Annotated in this window: 17 protein-coding genes; 8 read left to right on the plus strand and 9 right to left on the minus strand. The window is 55.9% G+C overall.

Going from position 1 to position 17602, the window contains the following annotated elements; translation table 11 throughout:
- Positions 1 to 160: 160 nt before the first annotated feature.
- Positions 161 to 727, minus strand: a complete 567-nt coding sequence (gene gmhB / locus GRPL_RS25440) for a D-glycero-beta-D-manno-heptose 1,7-bisphosphate 7-phosphatase (RefSeq protein WP_004858176.1) — start codon at positions 725 to 727, stop codon at positions 161 to 163.
- Positions 728 to 915: 188 nt separating this feature from the next.
- On the opposite strand from gmhB, the gene metN reads away from it, so the two are divergent.
- The 6 genes from metN (at position 916) to proS (ending at position 6544) form a co-directional block, all read left to right on the plus strand.
- Positions 916 to 1947, plus strand: coding sequence for a methionine ABC transporter ATP-binding protein MetN (gene metN / locus GRPL_RS25435; protein ID WP_032689395.1), 1032 nt, complete (start codon positions 916 to 918; stop codon positions 1945 to 1947).
- On the plus strand, positions 1940 to 2593 hold the full coding sequence (locus GRPL_RS25430) for a methionine ABC transporter permease MetI (RefSeq protein ID WP_032689396.1): 654 nt from the start codon (positions 1940 to 1942) through the stop codon (positions 2591 to 2593). Before metN ends, GRPL_RS25430 begins: the two co-directional genes overlap by 8 nt.
- A gap of 84 nt (positions 2594 to 2677) precedes the next feature.
- Positions 2678 to 3493: a MetQ/NlpA family lipoprotein gene (locus GRPL_RS25425; RefSeq protein ID WP_004858169.1), complete on the plus strand. Its 816-nt coding sequence runs from the start codon at positions 2678 to 2680 to the stop codon at positions 3491 to 3493.
- Positions 3494 to 3601: 108 nt separating this feature from the next.
- The gene (gene rcsF / locus GRPL_RS25420) at positions 3602 to 4009 is read left to right on the plus strand and encodes an Rcs stress response system protein RcsF (protein ID WP_004858168.1); all 408 of its coding nucleotides are present in this window, start codon (positions 3602 to 3604) and stop codon (positions 4007 to 4009) included.
- Entirely contained in the window at positions 4006 to 4713 is a 708-nt protein-coding gene (gene tsaA, locus GRPL_RS25415; protein WP_032689397.1) for a tRNA (N6-threonylcarbamoyladenosine(37)-N6)-methyltransferase TrmO, read from the plus strand. Before rcsF ends, tsaA begins: the two co-directional genes overlap by 4 nt.
- Positions 4714 to 4825: 112 nt before the next feature.
- Positions 4826 to 6544 carry a proline--tRNA ligase gene (proS, locus tag GRPL_RS25410; RefSeq protein ID WP_004858164.1) on the plus strand — a complete coding sequence of 573 codons (1719 nt, stop codon included), beginning with the start codon at positions 4826 to 4828 and terminating at the stop codon, positions 6542 to 6544.
- A 157-nt stretch (positions 6545 to 6701) separates the two neighbouring features.
- Here the strand turns inward: proS and nlpE are convergent, their stop codons facing one another.
- From nlpE to GRPL_RS25395, 3 genes are read right to left on the minus strand one after another with little or no spacing between them, the layout of a single operon-like run.
- Positions 6702 to 7400 carry an envelope stress response activation lipoprotein NlpE gene (nlpE, locus tag GRPL_RS25405; RefSeq protein WP_085397085.1) on the minus strand — a complete coding sequence of 233 codons (699 nt, stop codon included), beginning with the start codon at positions 7398 to 7400 and terminating at the stop codon, positions 6702 to 6704.
- A gap of 42 nt (positions 7401 to 7442) precedes the next feature.
- Positions 7443 to 7856 (minus strand): alternative ribosome rescue aminoacyl-tRNA hydrolase ArfB, encoded by a 414-nt coding sequence (gene arfB / locus GRPL_RS25400; RefSeq protein WP_032689400.1) that lies wholly within the window; start codon positions 7854 to 7856, stop codon positions 7443 to 7445.
- Positions 7853 to 8398 (minus strand): YaeQ family protein, encoded by a 546-nt coding sequence (locus GRPL_RS25395; RefSeq protein WP_032689401.1) that lies wholly within the window; start codon positions 8396 to 8398, stop codon positions 7853 to 7855. Before GRPL_RS25395 ends, arfB begins: the two co-directional genes overlap by 4 nt.
- Positions 8399 to 8594: 196 nt before the next feature.
- Here GRPL_RS25395 and GRPL_RS0125445 point away from each other — a divergent pair, with 196 nt between their 5' ends.
- Both GRPL_RS0125445 and rof read left to right on the plus strand, forming a co-directional pair.
- The gene (locus tag GRPL_RS0125445) at positions 8595 to 8795 is read left to right on the plus strand and encodes a YaeP family protein (RefSeq protein ID WP_004858155.1); all 201 of its coding nucleotides are present in this window, start codon (positions 8595 to 8597) and stop codon (positions 8793 to 8795) included.
- Complete coding sequence (gene rof / locus GRPL_RS25390) at positions 8782 to 9042, plus strand: Rho-binding antiterminator (protein ID WP_004858152.1); 261 nt, start codon at positions 8782 to 8784, stop codon at positions 9040 to 9042. Before GRPL_RS0125445 ends, rof begins: the two co-directional genes overlap by 14 nt.
- A 15-nt stretch (positions 9043 to 9057) precedes the next feature.
- Here the strand turns inward: rof and tilS are convergent, their stop codons facing one another.
- The 5 genes from tilS to dnaE form a co-directional block, all read right to left on the minus strand.
- On the minus strand, positions 9058 to 10359 hold the full coding sequence (tilS, locus tag GRPL_RS25385; protein ID WP_032697304.1) for a tRNA lysidine(34) synthetase TilS: 1302 nt from the start codon (positions 10357 to 10359) through the stop codon (positions 9058 to 9060).
- A 66-nt stretch (positions 10360 to 10425) separates the two neighbouring features.
- Positions 10426 to 10815: a VOC family protein gene (locus GRPL_RS25380; RefSeq protein ID WP_032697300.1), complete on the minus strand. Its 390-nt coding sequence runs from the start codon at positions 10813 to 10815 to the stop codon at positions 10426 to 10428.
- Between the two features lie 42 nt (positions 10816 to 10857).
- Complete coding sequence (locus tag GRPL_RS25375; RefSeq protein ID WP_032698101.1) at positions 10858 to 13014, minus strand: lysine decarboxylase LdcC; 2157 nt, start codon at positions 13012 to 13014, stop codon at positions 10858 to 10860.
- A 113-nt stretch (positions 13015 to 13127) separates the two neighbouring features.
- Positions 13128 to 14087: an acetyl-CoA carboxylase carboxyl transferase subunit alpha gene (gene accA, locus GRPL_RS25370; RefSeq protein ID WP_015585101.1), complete on the minus strand. Its 960-nt coding sequence runs from the start codon at positions 14085 to 14087 to the stop codon at positions 13128 to 13130.
- 12 nt (positions 14088 to 14099) lie between these two features.
- Positions 14100 to 17582, minus strand: coding sequence for a DNA polymerase III subunit alpha (dnaE, locus tag GRPL_RS25365; protein ID WP_032697298.1), 3483 nt, complete (start codon positions 17580 to 17582; stop codon positions 14100 to 14102).
- Between the last annotated feature and the right edge of the window lie 20 nt (positions 17583 to 17602).

Here is a 17602-nt window from a genome sequence, read left to right on the forward strand (position 1 = left end):
TTGCAGAGTCAACCTCATTTTTCAGAAGTTTTCTCTTTCAACCCGGCGGCTTGTTTGCCGTTGTTCCGTGTCGATGGAGGCGCATTATAGGGAGCCGAACGGGAATGACAAGCGGAAAAATGCATTTTTATTTCAACCGCTCATCTTTTGTACTTAACGCCTATTTTTGCTGCTTTTTGATGGCTTCCGGCAGGTCTGCCAGGCTATTCAGCACCCAGTCTGCGGCATTTTCCGCTTCCGGCGTGACCGGCTTGCCGGTACGAACCAAGACTTTAGTCCCAATAGATGCGGCGGCGGCGGCCTGCATATCTTCCACTTTATCGCCAACCATATAAGAAGCAGCCATATCGATATGAAGATAGTCGCGTGCCGAGATCAGCATTCCCGGATGCGGCTTACGGCAATCACAGGTTTGACGAAACTCTTCAACCGTCCCCTGCGGGTGGTGCGGACAGTAATAGATACCGTCCAGATCGATACCGCGATCGGCCAGAGACCAGTCCATCCATTCGGTCAGCGTTTCAAACTGCGCTTCCGTGAACTTACCGCGCGCGATACCGGATTGATTGGTGACCACCACCAGGGCGAATCCCATCTCCTTTAGCTGACGCATCGCGTCAATGACGCCATCGATAAATTCAAAGTTGTCGATTTCGTGGACATAGCCATGATCGACATTAATCGTGCCGTCACGGTCGAGAAAAATTGCGGGTACTGACTTTGCCACCGGTTTGCTCCTGATAAAGGCTAGTCTGATTAGTATCGCATGTTTCTGGAGGCAAGAAAGTGCTCATTATACAGAGGCAGATTGATTTAGACGTCTGGATGCCTTAACATCCATTTCATTGACAGGCATCGCCTGGACACGGCAGAAGAAAATGCCACGGCAAACGGCTAAACGATAATAAATAACTGATGATTAAACTTTCGAATATCACCAAAGTGTTCCTGCAGGGGAATCGCACCATACAGGCTCTGAACAACGTCAGCCTGCATGTCCCTGCCGGACAAATTTATGGCGTGATCGGCGCATCCGGCGCCGGTAAAAGTACGCTGATTCGCTGCGTTAACCTACTGGAACGTCCGACCGAAGGCAGTGTCCAGGTTGACGGTCAGGAGCTGACCGCGCTGTCTGAAAAAGCGCTGACCCGCGCACGTCGCCAGATTGGCATGATTTTCCAGCACTTTAACCTGCTGGCCTCGCGCACCGTCTTCGGCAACGTGGCGCTCCCTCTGGAGCTGGATAATACCCCGCAGGCGGAAATTAAGCGCCGCGTGACCGAACTGCTGGATCTGGTCGGTCTTGCCGATAAGCATGATAGCTACCCGGCAAACCTTTCCGGCGGTCAGAAACAGCGTGTGGCTATTGCTCGCGCGCTGGCAAGCAACCCGAAGGTGCTGCTGTGTGACGAAGCCACCAGCGCCCTGGACCCGGCAACCACGCGCTCCATTCTGGAACTGCTGAAAGATATCAACCGTCGCCTGGGGCTGACTATTCTGCTGATTACCCACGAGATGGATGTCGTCAAACGTATCTGCGATTGCGTCGCGGTAATCAGCAATGGTCAGTTGATCGAGCAGGATACGGTGAGTGAAGTCTTCTCTCACCCGAAAACTCCGCTGGCCCAACAGTTTATTCAATCCACACTGCATCTGGATATTCCGGACGACTACCAGGCTCGCCTGAAGCCGACCGCGCTACCCGATAGCGTCCCTATGCTGCGCATGGAGTTCACCGGTCATTCCGTCGACGCTCCGCTGCTCTCTGAAACCGCCCGCCGCTTTAATGTGAATAACAACATTATTAGCGCGCAGATGGATTACGCCGGCGGCGTGAAGTTCGGCATTATGCTGACCGAGATGCACGGCACGCAGGAAGATACCCAGGCGGCCATCGCCTGGTTGCAGGAACACCATGTAAAAGTAGAGGTACTGGGATATGTCTGAGGCAATGATTTGGCTGCTGTTGCGCGGCGTATGGGAAACGCTGGCCATGACCTTCGTCTCCGGCTTTTTCGGTTTTGTCATCGGCCTGCCGGTGGGTGTGCTGCTGTACGTCACCCGCCCGGGACAGATTATTGCCAACGCCAAACTGTACCGGACGCTGTCCGCGCTGGTTAACATTTTCCGTTCCATCCCTTTCATTATCCTGCTGGTGTGGATGATTCCTTTCACCCGCGTGATTGTCGGTACGTCCATCGGGCTGCAGGCCGCCATTGTGCCGCTGACGGTTGGCGCGGCGCCGTTTATCGCCCGTATGGTGGAGAACGCACTGCTGGAAATTCCGACCGGGCTTATCGAGGCATCCCGCGCGATGGGCGCCACGCCGATGCAGATCGTGCGTAAGGTACTACTGCCAGAAGCGCTGCCGGGTCTGGTAAATGCCGCAACCATCACCCTCATTACGCTGGTCGGCTATTCCGCGATGGGCGGAGCGGTGGGTGCCGGCGGTCTGGGGCAGATTGGCTATCAGTACGGCTATATCGGCTACAACGCTACGGTAATGAATACCGTGCTGGTATTACTGGTTATTCTGGTTTATTTAATCCAATTCTCTGGCGATCGTATCGTCCGGGCTGTAACTCACAAATAACATTATCTACACCCCCTCATTCGGGTCGTCTCCGCGCGGCCCAATGACTCGTGTACACACAGACTCTTACAGAAAGGAAATAACATGGCCTTTAATTTCAAAACCTTTGCGGCAGTCGGCGCATTAATCGGTTCTCTGGCTCTGGTGGGTTGTGGTCAGGATGAAAAAGATCCGAACCATATTAAAGTCGGCGTCATCGTTGGTGCCGAGCAGCAGGTTGCCGAAGTGGCACAAAAAGTGGCGAAAGAGAAATACGGTCTCGACGTTGAGCTGGTGACCTTCAACGATTATGTTCTGCCGAACGAAGCGTTGAGCAAAGGCGATATCGACGTTAACGCCTTCCAGCACAAACCGTACCTCGATCAGCAAATTAAAGACCGTGGCTACAAACTGGTGGCCGTGGGTAACTCCTTTGTCTATCCGATTGCCGGTTATTCCAAAAAAATCAAATCACTGGATGAACTGCAGCCGGGCTCGCAGATTGCCATTCCTAACGATCCGACCAACCTCGGTCGTTCCCTGCTGCTGCTGCAACAGGTGGGCCTGATCAAACTGAAAGAAGGCGTTGGTCTGCTGCCAACCTCGCTGGATATCATTGAGAACCCGAAAAACCTGAAGATTGTTGAGCTGGAAGCACCGCAGCTGCCGCGTTCCCTCGACGATGCACAGATTGCGCTGGCGGTCATCAACACTACCTACGCCAGCCAGATCGGCCTGACCCCGGCCAAAGATGGTATTTTCGTAGAAGGTAAGGACTCTCCGTACGTGAACCTCATTGTTGCTCGCGAAGACAATAAAGATGCGGAGAATGTTAAGAAATTTGTTCAGGCTTACCAGAGCGATGAAGTTTACGAAGCCGCTAACAAAATCTTTAACGGCGGCGCAGTGAAAGGCTGGTAATCTCTTTTCACCGTAATATCATGCAGGACGGGCTTTATGCCCGTCTTGTCATTTATGCAAGCACCTGATTCAATAGCGCCCTGTTTGATCATTTATTGAGGAAATACTATGCGTGCTTTACCGGTCTGTTTGTTAGCACTCATGTTAAGCGGCTGTTCTATGCTAAGCAGATCTCCCGTCGAACCTGTACAAAGCACCGCAACCGCACCGGCCAAAACGGAGCCTGCCAAACCGAAAGCAGTACGTCCGGCGCCGGTAAGAATTTATACCGATGCCTCCGCACTGGTCGGGAAGCCATTCCGCGATCTCGGTGAAGTGACCGGCGAATCATGCCAGGCCAGCAATCAGGACTCGCCGCCCAATATCCCGACCGCCCGCAAGCGTCTGCAAATCAACGCAGCTAAAATGAAAGCTAACGCGGTCCTTCTGCACAGCTGTGAAGTCACCAGCGGCACACCAGGATGCTATCGCCAGGCCGTTTGCCTGGGTTCAGCGCTTAACGTCTCGGCGCAATGAGTGCTTTTCAGTTTGCGCAGATAGGCGTTATCCGCTCGCCATATAAAGAAAAATTTGCCGTCCCGCGCCAGCCAGGCCTGGTCAAACATGGCGGCGGCGAATTGCATCTGCTGCCGCCTTATAACCAGGCTGATGCCGTCCGCGGCCTGGAAGCATTCAGTCATCTGTGGGTGCTGTTTGTTTTCCATCAGACGATGGAAGGCGGCTGGCGCCCCACCGTGCGCCCTCCCCGCCTCGGCGGCAATGCGCGTATGGGCGTGTTCGCCACGCGTTCAACGTTTCGCCCGAATCCCATCGGGATGTCGCTGGTTGAACTGAAAGGCGTTCGCTGTCATCAAGATCAGGTCATCCTTCAGCTTGGCAGTCTGGATTTGGTAGACGGTACGCCGGTCGTCGATATCAAACCTTACCTGCCGTTTGCCGAAGCGCTGCCGGATGCCAACGCCAGCTACGCCCAGCAGGCGCCGCAGGCGGAGATGGCGGTCAGCTTTACCCCTGAAACGCAGGCGCAGCTCCTCGCCCTGGAACAGCGCTATCCGCACCTTACAGCGTTCATCTGCGAGGTGCTGGCGCAGGATCCGCGGCCGGCCTATCGTAAAGAGGAAGAAGCGGGAAAAACTTATGCCGTCTGGCTGCTCGATTTTAACGTACGCTGGCGCGTGATTCCGTCCGGTTTTGAAGTCTTTTCCCTTGAACCGCGCTAATTTTATTTTCCTCTCTTTTGGCATCTTTGCCACACTGGTAAACTAAACCACTTTTTTTGTTTCAGGCTGGTCCCCCAGCCTGTTCCGATCGTCCAAATGGAACCGTAACAACATGCGTACTAGCCAATACCTGCTCTCCACTCAAAAGGAGACACCTGCCGACGCCGAAGTCATCAGCCATCAGTTGATGCTGCGCGCCGGGATGATCCGCAAGCTGGCCTCCGGGTTGTATACCTGGCTGCCGACCGGCCTGCGCGTCCTGAAAAAAGTCGAAAACATCGTGCGTGAAGAGATGAACAACGCCGGTGCCATCGAGGTGTCCATGCCGGTAGTTCAGCCAGCGGACCTGTGGCAGGAGAGCGGTCGCTGGGAGCAGTACGGTCCGGAACTGCTGCGTTTCGTTGACCGCGGCGAGCGTCCGTTTGTTCTCGGTCCAACGCATGAAGAGGTCATTACCGACCTGATCCGTAACGAGCTGAACTCTTACAAGCAGCTGCCGCTGAACTTCTTCCAGATTCAGACCAAGTTCCGTGACGAAGTTCGCCCGCGCTTTGGCGTAATGCGCTCTCGTGAGTTCCTGATGAAAGATGCCTACTCTTTCCATACCTCTCAGGAATCGCTGCAAGAGACCTACGATGCGATGTATGCTGCCTACAGCAAAATCTTCACTCGCATGGGTCTTGATTTCCGCGCGGTACAGGCTGACACCGGCTCAATCGGCGGTAGCGCGTCTCATGAGTTCCAGGTTCTGGCGCAGAGCGGCGAAGATGACGTGATCTTCTCTGACAGCTCTGACTTCGCGGCCAACATTGAGTTTGCTGAAGCAGTTGCGCCGAAAGCACCGCGCGCGGCAGCAACTCAGGAGATGACGCTGGTCGATACGCCGAATGCGAAAACCATCGCCGAGCTGGTCGAGCAGTTCAACCTGCCGGTTGAGAAGACCGTCAAAACCCTGCTGGTTAAAGCAGTTGAAGGCAGCAGCTACCCGCTGGTTGCCCTGCTGGTGCGCGGCGACCACGAGCTGAACGAAGTGAAAGCAGAAAAACTGGCGCAGGTTGCCAGCCCGCTGACCTTCGCTACTGAAGCAGAAATTCGCGCCATCGTTAACGCAGGTCCAGGTTCTCTGGGGCCGGTGAATATGCCGATTCCGGTGGTTATCGACCGTACCGTGGCGGCGATGAGCGATTTCGCTGCCGGCGCCAACATCGATGGTAAACACTACTTCGGCATTAACTGGGATCGCGATGTGGCGACCCCGGAAGTTGCCGATATCCGTAACGTTGTCGCCGGCGATCCGAGCCCGGATGGCCAGGGTACGCTGCTGATTAAACGTGGCATCGAAGTGGGTCACATCTTCCAGCTGGGGACCAAGTACTCACAGGCGATGAACGCCTCGGTGCAGGGTGAAGACGGCCGTAACCAGGTGCTGACTATGGGCTGCTACGGTATCGGGGTAACCCGCGTGGTGGCTGCTGCCATTGAGCAGAACCATGACGACCGCGGTATTATCTGGCCAGATGCGATCGCCCCTTTCCAGGTCGCTATCCTGCCGATGAACATGCACAAATCCTACCGCGTGCAGGAGCTGGCTGAGAAGCTGTATAGCGAGCTGCGCGCACAGGGTATCGAAGTGCTGATGGACGACCGTAAAGAGCGTCCGGGCGTGATGTTTGCCGACATGGAGCTGATTGGTATTCCGCATACCATCGTGCTCGGCGATCGCAACCTCGACAATGACGATATCGAATATAAATATCGTCGCAACGGCGAGAAGCAGCTGATCAAAACCGGCGATATCGTGAATTACCTGGTTAACGCTATTAAAGGCTGAACCCACCGCTAAACGTAAAAAGGCCCCGCATCTGCGGGGCCTTTTTTATGTTGGCAACGAGGTTCGCTGCTCCGTTTTCCGCAGCGTTTGTTTGCCGCGTTCGCGAGAAAACGACTTACTGGTTACACTCTTTGCCCGGCACGAAGCGAGAAAACACTTACTGGTTACACTCTTTGCCCGGCACGAATTTACTATTTTTATCCGCCATCAGCGTTTTCACCATCTCCCCGCTATCGGGGTTGGCTTCCAGCGTAAAGTGCCCTTCTACCACCAGCAGCACCGGGCGCGTTTGCGTCCCGCGAGCGGCGGCATAATCGCGCTCAAGCTGGGCATTGTTAGCCACCGCGATCCGCTTACCGGTCGCGCAGTCGGTGAAGGTGGCCGCATCCGCCATATAGAAATACATCCCGCGCATGGTCATCGGCGTAGTCGGCAGGCTGGCTTTGACCGATTTCAGGGTGTAGTTGAGCGTTGACTCAATGGGGTTACCTTCCCGATCGAGCATTTCCAGGGTTTCCCCCTTCGCGCGATAGTAGGACTTCTCCCCTTTGCTGTCGGTCAGGACCAGCTTATCGGCGGTCCGCGCCCAGGTCCCGTACGAGGCGAACGATGACGGTTCACGGCTGACGCCCTGGTAACGTTCGTTCATAACCCAGCTGCCATCCTTTTCGAGGAACAGCGAGGTTTCAATCCCTTCACAATCGGCGCAGGGCAAAATGCCACGCCAGCTTTGCTGCATCGGCTTCAGTTCTTCCATCGGCGCCGGCTGTAACATCTCGACATCCGAACGATGGTTGCAGCCAAATAGCGCAAAGAGCGAACACGCTACGGCAACGGAGAGTACGATTTTCTTCACTGTTAATTCCTTATAATCCATTCCACCCGTTCGCCATGCCGCCTACTGACGAACTTTCCCCCGCAGCGCTTTGACAGAGGACTTTTGCGCCTTCGAGGCAAGACGACGCTCTTTTGACGCCCGGGTCGGCCGGGTCTCACGGCGACTTTTTTGCACTGCGGTTAATTCTTTTATTAACGCAACCAGACGGGAAATGGCCGCTTCGCGATTCATTTCCTGGCTGCGATATTCCTGAGCCTTAATGATAACCACACCCTCGGCAGAAATTAAGTGGTGACTGGCGGCCAGTAATCGTTCTTTATAATAATCAGGCAGACTGGATGCTTTTATGTCAAAGCGCAGATGGATGGCGGTAGACGCTTTATTCACGTGCTGACCGCCCGCGCCCTGCGCGCGTATCCCGGACAAGGTTATCTCTTCATCCGGAATAACCACGCTGCGGCTAATCGTAATCATGCCGACGGCTGCCACGCCGTTAAATGAATTTCCAGATTATTCTTAGCGTCAGATAGCCAGATGCCGCCGTCCTGTAAAGTGGCCTGTAGCACCATTGAACGATCGGCAAAAGCGCTGAGCCTGGCGAGCTGCGCATCATCCAGATACCAGACCGTCAGTTTGCTAAACTGCGCCATTTTGCTCTTGTTCTGCTGCCACCAGATTTCCGCTGCCCGGCTATTGTAGGCAAACAACACCACCTCCTGCGCCCGTGAACACGCTTTTTTAATCCGCCGCTCATCCGGCAAACCAAGCTCAATCCACAGGTCAACGCCGAGATGATCGTTGAGTAGCCAGAGCTCTGCCTCATCCTCTGACGAGAGGCCGCGGGTAAACTGCAGACGTTCGTCGGCGTATTTGATCCACGCCAGCAGGCGTAGCATCATGCGCTCCTGGGTTTCCGACGGATGCTGAGCCAGCGTCAGGCTGGCATCCAGAAACTGGTTGCGATCGAGATCGGCAACGTTCACCGTAGCCTTATAAATTGTCGCTTTCAGCGCCATGAATACTCTCCTGAAATAAATGGCGTACATTGTAGCGAAACGGGCGACAAAAGGCTGCCGGCAATCGGCGGCTCTCTTTTCATCCTGCTGATATTGCTTAAATGACTATGGTATAGTCACCTTGCTAAACAGAGTGTATCTTCGTAGGCTTAAACTTGCATCCCACGGTTGAGTCAGAATACTGACAGGAGGGCATGTGGACCAATATTGTGAGTTAATACGCAAGCGGTATGCGGAAATAGCCAGCGGAGACCTAGGGTATATTCCAGATGCGCTGGGTTGCGTGTTGAAAGTATTGAATGAAATTGCGGCGGATGAGGCCCTTTCGGAGTCAGTCAGGGAAAAAGCCGCCTGTGCGGCAGCAAACTTACTGGTGAGCGATTATGTCAATGAATGATACTTATCAACCCATCAACTGTGATGATTATGACAACCTCGAACTTGCCTGCCAGCATCATCTGGTGCTTGTCCTGACGCTCAAAGATGGTGAGCAGCTGCAAGCGAAGGCAAGCGATCTTATCTCGCGCAAAAATATCGAGTATCTGGTGGTGGAACTGAGCGGAAACATTCGCGAACTACGCCTGGATAAAATCGCCAGCTTCAGCCACCCGGAAATCGGTACCGTGGTGGTCAGTGAGTCCTGAATAAAAACGGGTGGCTCAGCCGCCCGTTTTCCTCCATATCATCTCTACCCCTTCGCCTTCCCGCGCTTCCCCTTCGCAGGTTACGAACAGCGAATCCGCCGCCGCAATCAGCGTCTCACCGTAGAACAGTAGCGGTGTGGTATCGCGGCGCCAGGGGGCCACGCCCAGCTCCTGCCAGATTTTCTTCAGCTTGCGGCCACCGTGACGACCGACAATATGCAGATTCCCGCTGGCGCGAAAGCGCACCGTCACCGGCTCTTCACCACGCGGGGCGCGTAGCGGTCCGCCTGGTTGCAGCGCCAGTTCGCCAAGACCTTCAGGCAGCCGTAGCGGTTGTCGGTAGTCCGGCCACGGTAGCAGCGCATTCGTCTGGCCGGGTTGATACCTGACCCACCACAGCCGCTGCTGATAACGGCGCACGGAAAAATCGCCAAGACGCAGACAGGGAAAGGCATCCTCCCGCGCCAGCGCGACTTCGCGCCAGATTCGCTCCGTCATCTCGCGCGAGGGCATCGGCGCAGAGTGCCTGGCCAGCCAGCGCCGCAGCAGCGCGGCGCGGCGCGGCGCGCTCATGGACGCCAGCGCGTCGATAGCTAACGAACCGTCATCCGCCACCAGTTTTGCCAAATCTTCCGCCAGCAGTTCATCCAGCAGCTGCTCCTGTTCACCGCACAGGCTGGCGCTACGCGCGACCGCTTCACTAAAGTGGGGCCAGCGCGCGTTAAGCTGCGGGACAACGCGCAGGCGGAGGAAGTTACGATCGTAGGTATCATCCTGATTACTCTCGTCCTCAATCCAGCTGAGCTGATGAGCCAGCGCCCACTGGTGCAGCGTCTCACGACGGGTATTCAGCAGAGGACGCAGCAGCCGGGTAGCGGCAAACCCGGAGGACGCCGCCATCGCCGCCAGCCCGGTTGGGCCGCTGCCGCGTTTGAGCGCCAACAGGAAGGTTTCACACTGATCGTCGAGGTGTTGAGCCGTCACCAGGGCTTCTCCCGGCCGCAGCGCCCCCCGGAAAGCCTGGTAGCGTGCCTGACGCGCATGCGCCTCCACGCCCAGGCCGTCATCCGCCAGGGTGACGCGCTCGACCACCAGCGGAACCTGCCAGTGCTGACAAACCTGCTGGCAGTGCGCAACCCAGCTATCGGCATTCGCGCTCAGGCCATGGTGAATATGGATGGCCCGCAGCTGCAGCGTCGGGTCCCGTTCACGCCAGCAGACCAGTTGATGTAAAAGCACCGTCGAATCCAGACCGCCGCTGAAGGCGACCAAAAACTGACGATAGGGGTGTAGGGTGTGCGCAATATCGGGCGTCATCATCTTGATAGTGTCGCTGGGGAGATAGCCCGGCACGTTACCGGGCCGGGCGCGCTCTGGCAAGGGTTACTGCTGATAAATCTCCAGCGGCAGGCCGTCGGGATCGTTAAAAAAGGTGAAGCGTTTGCCGGTAAAAGGATCGATGCGAATTCCCTCACAGGCCACGCCATGCTTTTCCAGATGAGCCACCGCAGCGTCAATATCATCCACGCTAAAGGCCAGATGACGCAGCCCACAGGCTTCCGGACGGCTCGGACGAGCTGGAGGGAACGGGAAAGAGAACAGTTCAATAACATACTCGCCGTTCAATGCCAGATCGCCCTTCCACGAGTCGCGCTCTTCACGATAAAACTCACTCTGCAACGTAAAGCCCAGAATATCGCAGTAAAAGGCTTTGCTCTGCGCATAATTGGTCGCGATGATAGCAATATGGTGAACCCGTTTTAAACCCAGCATGTCTACTCCTCCAGTTAATGCCATCCAGGTTACTCGCGCCGCTTAGCGCGGTGCAAGCAGTGAGTCATTTTTTAAGACTCGTACCCGGTAGACGCCGTCGTCCCCGCGCTTCGCCCCGTGGATATCCGTTTCAAAGCCCGGATAATGGCGGCCAATCGAGCAGAGCATCAGCAGGAAATCGAGCACCGCCCGGCTCTCTTCGGTAATCATCTCTCCGGGCATCAACAGCGGTACGCCCGGCGGGTACGGCAGAATCATATTAGCCGAAATGCGCCCAACCAGATTTTCCAGCTCAATGGTTTCGACTTCACCTTTGATTTGCCGCTGCCAGGCCTGATGCGGCGTCATTTTCATTTCCGGCAGCACGTCAAACGCGCTCAGCATCAGCTGTGAAAGCTGGTGCTGACGGATCAGGCGATGGATCCCCTGCGCCAGATCCTGAATACGCATATTGCGATAAAAATCGGGATCTTCCGCGTAGAGATCCGGCAGCATGTTCTTCACTCGCAGGTTGAGATCGTAGGCGCGCTTAAACTCGGTTAAGCCGCGCAGCAGCCCCATCGCCCGGGTTTTATCGATGCCGATGCTGAACAGAAACAGCAGGTTGTAGGGACCCGTTTTTTCCACGACCACGCCGCGCTCATCGAGGAATTTCGCCACCAGCGCCGCCGGGATCCCCTCACCGTCCATATTGCCCTGTTCATCCATTCCCGGCGTCAGGATCGTCACCTTCACCGGGTCGAGGAACATATGATTATCGTCAGCGTCTTTGAAACCGTGCCAGTTCTCCCCCCCTGCCACCGGCCAGCACTGCACCTGCTCAATATCCTCCGGCTGCCAGATATCAAAGAACCAGCCGTCAGTCTCTTCACGCAGACGCTGGACCTCTTTGCGGAAATCCAGCGCTCGCTCAATGGAGCGTTGGATCAAACGCTTGCCAGAATTGCCGCGCAGCATGGCCGCCGCGGTTTCTATCGAAGCCACGATCGGATAGCTCGGCGACGTCGAGGTGTGCATCATAAACGCTTCATTAAAGGTCTCTTCGTCGTAGCTGCCTTTAATGTGGATCAGCGAGGCCTGCGACAGCGCGGCCAGCATTTTGTGCGTTGATTGTGTTTCGAAGACCACCTTACCCGGAATGCGATCGCCGCTCATCCCGCTTTTCCCCTGGTAGATCGGATGGAAATGAGTGTAAGGCACCCAGGCCGAATCAAAATGGATCGAGGGCACATCGAGCGTCTCTTTGATCCAGGTGGTGTTATACAGCAGCCCGTCGTAGGTGGAGTTGGTAATCACCGCATGTACCGGCCACCCGGCTCCGCTCGTGGTATCGACCTTCTGCTGAATGCTGTCGCGGGTGAATTCCCGTTTCGGTATACCGCCCAGAATACCCAGCGCGTTACGCGTCGGTTTCAGCCACAGTGGAACGACATCGCTCATCATCAGCAGGTGCGCCAGTGACTTATGGCAGTTACGGTCAATCAGCAGCGTGCTGCCCGCCGGCGCCGAATACATGCCGACAATTTTGTTCGACGTCGAGGTGCCGTTCGTCACCATGTAGCTCTGCTCGGCACCAAAGGCGCGGGCGATATACTCTTCAGCCTCCAGGTGCGGCCCGGTATGATCGAGCAGCGACCCCAGCTCGGTGACCGAAATCGACACGTCGGCTTTTAGCGTATTGCCCCCGAAAAAGTCATAAAACAGGCAGCCAACCGGGCTTTTCTGGTACGCGCTGCCCCCCATATGCCCCGGCGTACAGAAGGTATATTTTCCCTCCTGCACATAGTTGAACAGGGCTTTGGTAAACGGCGGCGTAATGTTATCCAGGTATTCACGCGTGTACTGGGCGATTCGGGTGGCGATCTCTTCTGCCAGGCCAAGCGCGTATTCAAAGAACCACAGCGTCATACGCAGATCCTGACTGCTGACATCCATCGTCGAATGCGCGTTGATAAAGGCGTATAGCGGGAGATACTCATTCAGCTGATTGATATCGCTGCACAGATCGGCGTTGTACTCATCCCAGTCAAAGATGACCCCGCAGATCCGCGGATTATGTTCGATAAACTGCAGTAGGTCGGCGCTGTTTTGCGGCCAGATAGTCTGAAAGCCTTGCCGTTGCAGGGCCGCTTCCAGCTCTTTGATCGGTTCGTCTTTGTGGTAGACGCCGTGGGGCCCCATGATGGCGATGATATTCACGCTTTCCTCCTGGAATTGACCTGAGTCAGGCATCATAGCAATCGCGCTGGCGTATCGCACATAAAAAAGGGGCCGGAAAATCCGGCCCCAGGCAATATTGACGCGAGAAATAATCAGGCGTAGCCGTAGCTCATCAGACGCTGGTAGCGACGATTTAACAGCTCCTCTTCACTCAGGGTGTCGAGGTCAGCCAGATCCGCCAGCAGCTGCGCCTTCAGGCTTGCCGCAATGGCTTCCGGGTTGCGATGAGCGCCGCCCAGAGGTTCCGGGATAATTGAGTCAATCAGCTTCAGCTCTTTCAGACGTGGAGCAATGATCCCCATCGCTTCGGCCGCCAGCGGGGCTTTATCCGCGCTTTTCCACAGAATGGAGGCGCAGCCTTCCGGTGAAATGACCGAATAGGTGCTGTACTGCAGCATGTTGACCTTATCGCCAACGCCGATCGCCAGCGCGCCGCCGGAACCACCTTCCCCGATAACGGTACAGATGACCGGAACGCTCAGACGCGACATTTCGCGCAGGTTACGGGCAATCGCCTCAGACTGGCCGCGCTCTTCCGCACCCACGCCCGGGTACGCACCCGGGGTGTCGATAAAGGTGATGATTGGCATTTTGAAACGCTCAGCCATCTCCATCAGGCGCAGCGCCTTACGATAGCCTTCCGGCGCCGGCATCCCGAAGTTGCGGCGAATCTTCTCTTTCGTTTCGCGCCCTTTCTGGTGGCCGATAATCATCACCGGACGCCCGTCCAGACGCGCAATACCGCCAACAATGGCTTTATCGTCAGCGTAAGCGCGGTCGCCAGCCAGTTCGTCAAATTCGTCGAATGCCAGGCGAACATAATCCAGGGTGTACGGGCGACGTGGGTGGCGTGCCAGTTGAGCAACCTGCCATGCCCCCAGATCGGCGAAGATTTTACGCGTCAGTTCAACGCTTTTTTCGCGCAGACGATGCACTTCTTCGTCGATGTTAATATCGAGTTTCTCATCCTGACGGCTTACCGCAGTCAGGGAATCGATTTTCGCTTCCAGCTCTGCAATCGGCTGTTCAAAATCAAGGAAATTCAGACTCATAGTATTCCTGTATTAGTCAAACTCCAGTTCCACCTGCTCCGAGCCGATAAGGCCACGCAGATCGTTGAGTAAACGATCGCTCGGAGAGACGCGCCATGTTGCGCCAAAACGCAGCCGCGCGCGCGCATCCGCCCTCTGATAATAGAGGTGTACTGGAATGGTTCCCGAACGGTGGGGTTCCAGAGACTGACGGAGTCGGTTTAAAAGCTGGTCATCAATTTGCCTGTCCGTCAGCGAGATAGCAAGCCCGCGAGCATATTTTTCCCGGGCTTCGTCAATGTCCATGACTTCACGGGCGGTCATTTTAAGCCCCCCGCTGAAGTCATCAAAGCTGACCTGTCCGCTGACGATAAGTATGCGGTCTTTTTCCAGCAATTGCTGATATTTATCCAGCGCGTCGGTAAATAACATCACCTCCAGACGCCCGGAACGGTCATCCAACGTACAGATACCGATACGATTGCCGCGCTTGGTGACCATTACCCGCGCAGCAATAACGAGCCCCGCCGCCGTGGTGACTTTACCACGATCGGTCGGATGCATGTCTTTGAGTCTCACGCCGCCAACATAGCGCTCAATCTCTTTCAAATACTGGTTGATAGGATGACCCGTCAGGTACAGCCCCAGGGTCTCCCTTTCACCATCCAGCACCACCTGCTCCGGCCACGGCTGGCAGTTGGCATAGGATTGCTCGATTTGCTCCGGCTCTTCCGCCAGCACCCCGAACATATCCGCCTGGCCAATCGCCTCGGCTTTCGCATGCTGATCGGCGGCCTTCAGCGCATCGCCCAGCGAATTCATTAATGCCGCGCGATGCGGCCCGAGGCGGTCAAACGCCCCGGACATAATCAGTTTTTCCAGCACCCGACGGTTCAGCTTTTTGGTATCGGTGCGGGCGCAAAGATCGAACAACTCGCGGAAATAACCGCCGTTGTTACGCGCTTCAATAATGGCTTCGATCGGCCCTTCTCCGACCCCTTTAATCGCGCCGATACCGTAGACGATTTCACCGTCGTCATTCACGTGGAAATGGTACAGACCGGAGTTAATATCCGGCGGCAGGATTTTCAGGCCCATCCGCCAGCACTCATCGACCAGCCCCACCACTTTCTCGGTGTTATCCATATCCGCGGTCATCACCGCCGCCATAAACTCGGCCGGATAGTGCGCTTTCAGCCACAGCGTCTGGTAGGAGACCAGCGCATAGGCCGCCGAGTGCGATTTGTTAAATCCGTAACCGGCGAATTTCTCCACCAGGTCAAAGATTTTGATCGCCAGCTCGCCGTCAATGCCGTTTTTCCTCGCCCCTTCCTCAAAGGTGCCGCGCTGCTTGGCCATCTCTTCCGGCTTTTTCTTACCCATCGCACGACGCAGCATATCCGCGCCGCCGAGGGTATAGCCCGAGAGCTCCTGGGCAATCTGCATGACCTGTTCCTGATACAGGATAATGCCATACGTCGGCTCAAGCACCGGTTTCAGACACTCATGCTGCCACTGTACGTCCGGGTAAGAGATCTCTTCGCGGCCGTGCTTACGGTCGATAAAGTTATCTACCATCCCCGATTGCAGCGGCCCCGGACGGAACAGGGCCACCAGCGCGATCATATCTTCGAAGCAGTCGGGCTGAAGGCGTTTAATCAGGTCTTTCATGCCGCGCGATTCAAGCTGGAAAACCGCAGTGGTTTCCGAGCGTTGCAGCATATCGAAGCTTTTCTTATCGTCCAGCGGGATCGCCGCGATATCCAGCGGCGGCTCGCCGTTCTTCGCCCGCCGCTTGTTGATCATCTCCAGCGCCCAGTTGATGATGGTCAGCGTACGCAGGCCAAGGAAGTCGAACTTCACCAGCCCGGCGTATTCGACGTCGTTCTTATCAAACTGGGTGACCGGATGCAAACCTGCTTCATCGCAATATAGCGGGGCGAAGTCGGTAATTTTGGTCGGGGCGATAACCACGCCCCCCGCATGCTTACCGGCGTTACGCGTGACGCCTTCCAGCTTACGCGCCATGTCGATCAGCGCTCTGACCTCTTCGTCAGCTTCGTAGATCTCCGGCAGCTGCGGCTCGGCCTCAAACGCTTTCGCCAGCGTCATCCCCGGGTCGGGCGGCACCAGTTTCGAGATCCGATCCACGAACCCGTACGGATGGCCAAGCACGCGGCCCACGTCGCGAATAACCGCTTTCGCCGCCATCGTACCGAAGGTGATAATCTGCGATACCGCATCGCGACCGTACATCTCCGCCACGTGCTCGATAACCTGATCGCGCTTCTCCATGCAGAAGTCGACGTCAAAGTCGGGCATCGATACACGTTCAGGGTTCAGGAAACGTTCGAACAGCAGATCGAATTCCAGCGGATCCAGGTCGGTGATTTTTAAGGCGTAGGCGACTAACGACCCGGCGCCGGAACCACGTCCCGGCCCTACCGGTACGCCGTTATCCTTGGACCACTGGATAAACTCCATGACGATCAGGAAGTAGCCAGGGAAGCCCATCTGGTTAATCACCTGAAGTTCGATATCCAGTCGCTCATCGTATTCAGGTCGGCGTTTAACGCGCTCTTCAGGATCAGGGAACAGAAAAGCCAGACGCTCTTCCAGGCCCTCTTTTGATTTTTTAACCAGATAATCTTCCGTCGTCATATCCCCGGTCGGGAACTGCGGCAGGAAGTATTCGCCAAGACGTACGGTAACGTTGCAGCGCTTGGCGATTTCGACGGTATTTTCCAGCGCTTCCGGAATATCGGAGAACAGCTCGCACATTTCATCTTCGCTGCGCATATATTGCTGCGGCGAGTATTTGCGCGGGCGCTTCGGATCGTCCAGGGTAAAGCCGTCATGAATCGCGACGCGGATCTCATGCGCATCGAAATCACCGGTTTCCAGGAAACGCACATCGTTAGTCGCCACGACCGGTATACCGCGCTCTTCAGCCAGCTGCACGGCGGCGTGTAAATAGGCCTCTTCATCGGCGCGACCGGTGCGGATCAGCTCCAGATAGTAGCGATCCGGGAAATGCTCCTGGTAGAAAGAGAGGCATTGATCGACCAGCGCCATATTGCCACGCGTCAGGCTGACGCCAACATCGCCTTTACGCGCGCCGGAAAGCAGGATCAGTCCTTCCTGATGTTCGGCCAGCCAGTCCCGGTCAATCCACGGTCCCAGCGCGCCATAGCCGCGTTGATAAGCACGTGAAATCAGCAGCGTCAGGTTTTGATAACCCACATTGTTGGCCGCCAGAACCGTGAGTTCGGTGAACTCATCGCCCATCAGTTCGCTCTGGACGTGAAAATCCGCGCCGACGATGGGCTTAAGACCTGCGCCATGTCCCGCTCCGTAGAACTTCACCAGTCCGCACAGGTTAGTAAAATCGGTGATCGCCAGCGCAGGCATGCCAAGCGAGGCCGCCTTTTTCACCAGCGGCCCGGTTTTTGCCAGCCCATCGATCATGGAATAGTCGCTATGCACCCGCAGGTGGACGAAACGTGGTTCAGACATCTTCAGATTCCGGTTTACTT

The sequence above is a fragment of the Klebsiella planticola ATCC 33531 genome (assembly GCF_000735435.1).
GTDB classification, from domain to species: domain Bacteria; phylum Pseudomonadota; class Gammaproteobacteria; order Enterobacterales; family Enterobacteriaceae; genus Klebsiella; species Klebsiella planticola.

Excerpts from the sequence above, each read along its gene's own strand:
- proS (WP_004858164.1), top strand. The coding sequence starts at position 4,826 with ATGCGTACTAGCCAATACCTGCTCTCCACTCAAAAGGAGACACCTGCC.
- rcsF (WP_004858168.1), top strand. The coding sequence starts at position 3,602 with ATGCGTGCTTTACCGGTCTGTTTGTTAGCACTCATGTTAAGCGGCTGT.
- accA (WP_015585101.1), bottom strand. The coding sequence starts at position 14,087 with ATGAGTCTGAATTTCCTTGATTTTGAACAGCCGATTGCAGAGCTGGAA.
- tilS (WP_032697304.1), bottom strand. The coding sequence starts at position 10,359 with ATGACGCCCGATATTGCGCACACCCTACACCCCTATCGTCAGTTTTTG.
- tsaA (WP_032689397.1), top strand. The coding sequence starts at position 4,006 with ATGAGTGCTTTTCAGTTTGCGCAGATAGGCGTTATCCGCTCGCCATAT.
- GRPL_RS25380 (WP_032697300.1), bottom strand. The coding sequence starts at position 10,815 with ATGCTGGGTTTAAAACGGGTTCACCATATTGCTATCATCGCGACCAAT.
- arfB (WP_032689400.1), bottom strand. The coding sequence starts at position 7,856 with ATGATTACGATTAGCCGCAGCGTGGTTATTCCGGATGAAGAGATAACC.
- rof (WP_004858152.1), top strand. The coding sequence starts at position 8,782 with ATGTCAATGAATGATACTTATCAACCCATCAACTGTGATGATTATGAC.
- GRPL_RS25430 (WP_032689396.1), top strand. The coding sequence starts at position 1,940 with ATGTCTGAGGCAATGATTTGGCTGCTGTTGCGCGGCGTATGGGAAACG.
- GRPL_RS25395 (WP_032689401.1), bottom strand. The coding sequence starts at position 8,398 with ATGGCGCTGAAAGCGACAATTTATAAGGCTACGGTGAACGTTGCCGAT.
- GRPL_RS25425 (WP_004858169.1), top strand. The coding sequence starts at position 2,678 with ATGGCCTTTAATTTCAAAACCTTTGCGGCAGTCGGCGCATTAATCGGT.
- dnaE (WP_032697298.1), bottom strand. The coding sequence starts at position 17,582 with ATGTCTGAACCACGTTTCGTCCACCTGCGGGTGCATAGCGACTATTCC.
- metN (WP_032689395.1), top strand. The coding sequence starts at position 916 with ATGATTAAACTTTCGAATATCACCAAAGTGTTCCTGCAGGGGAATCGC.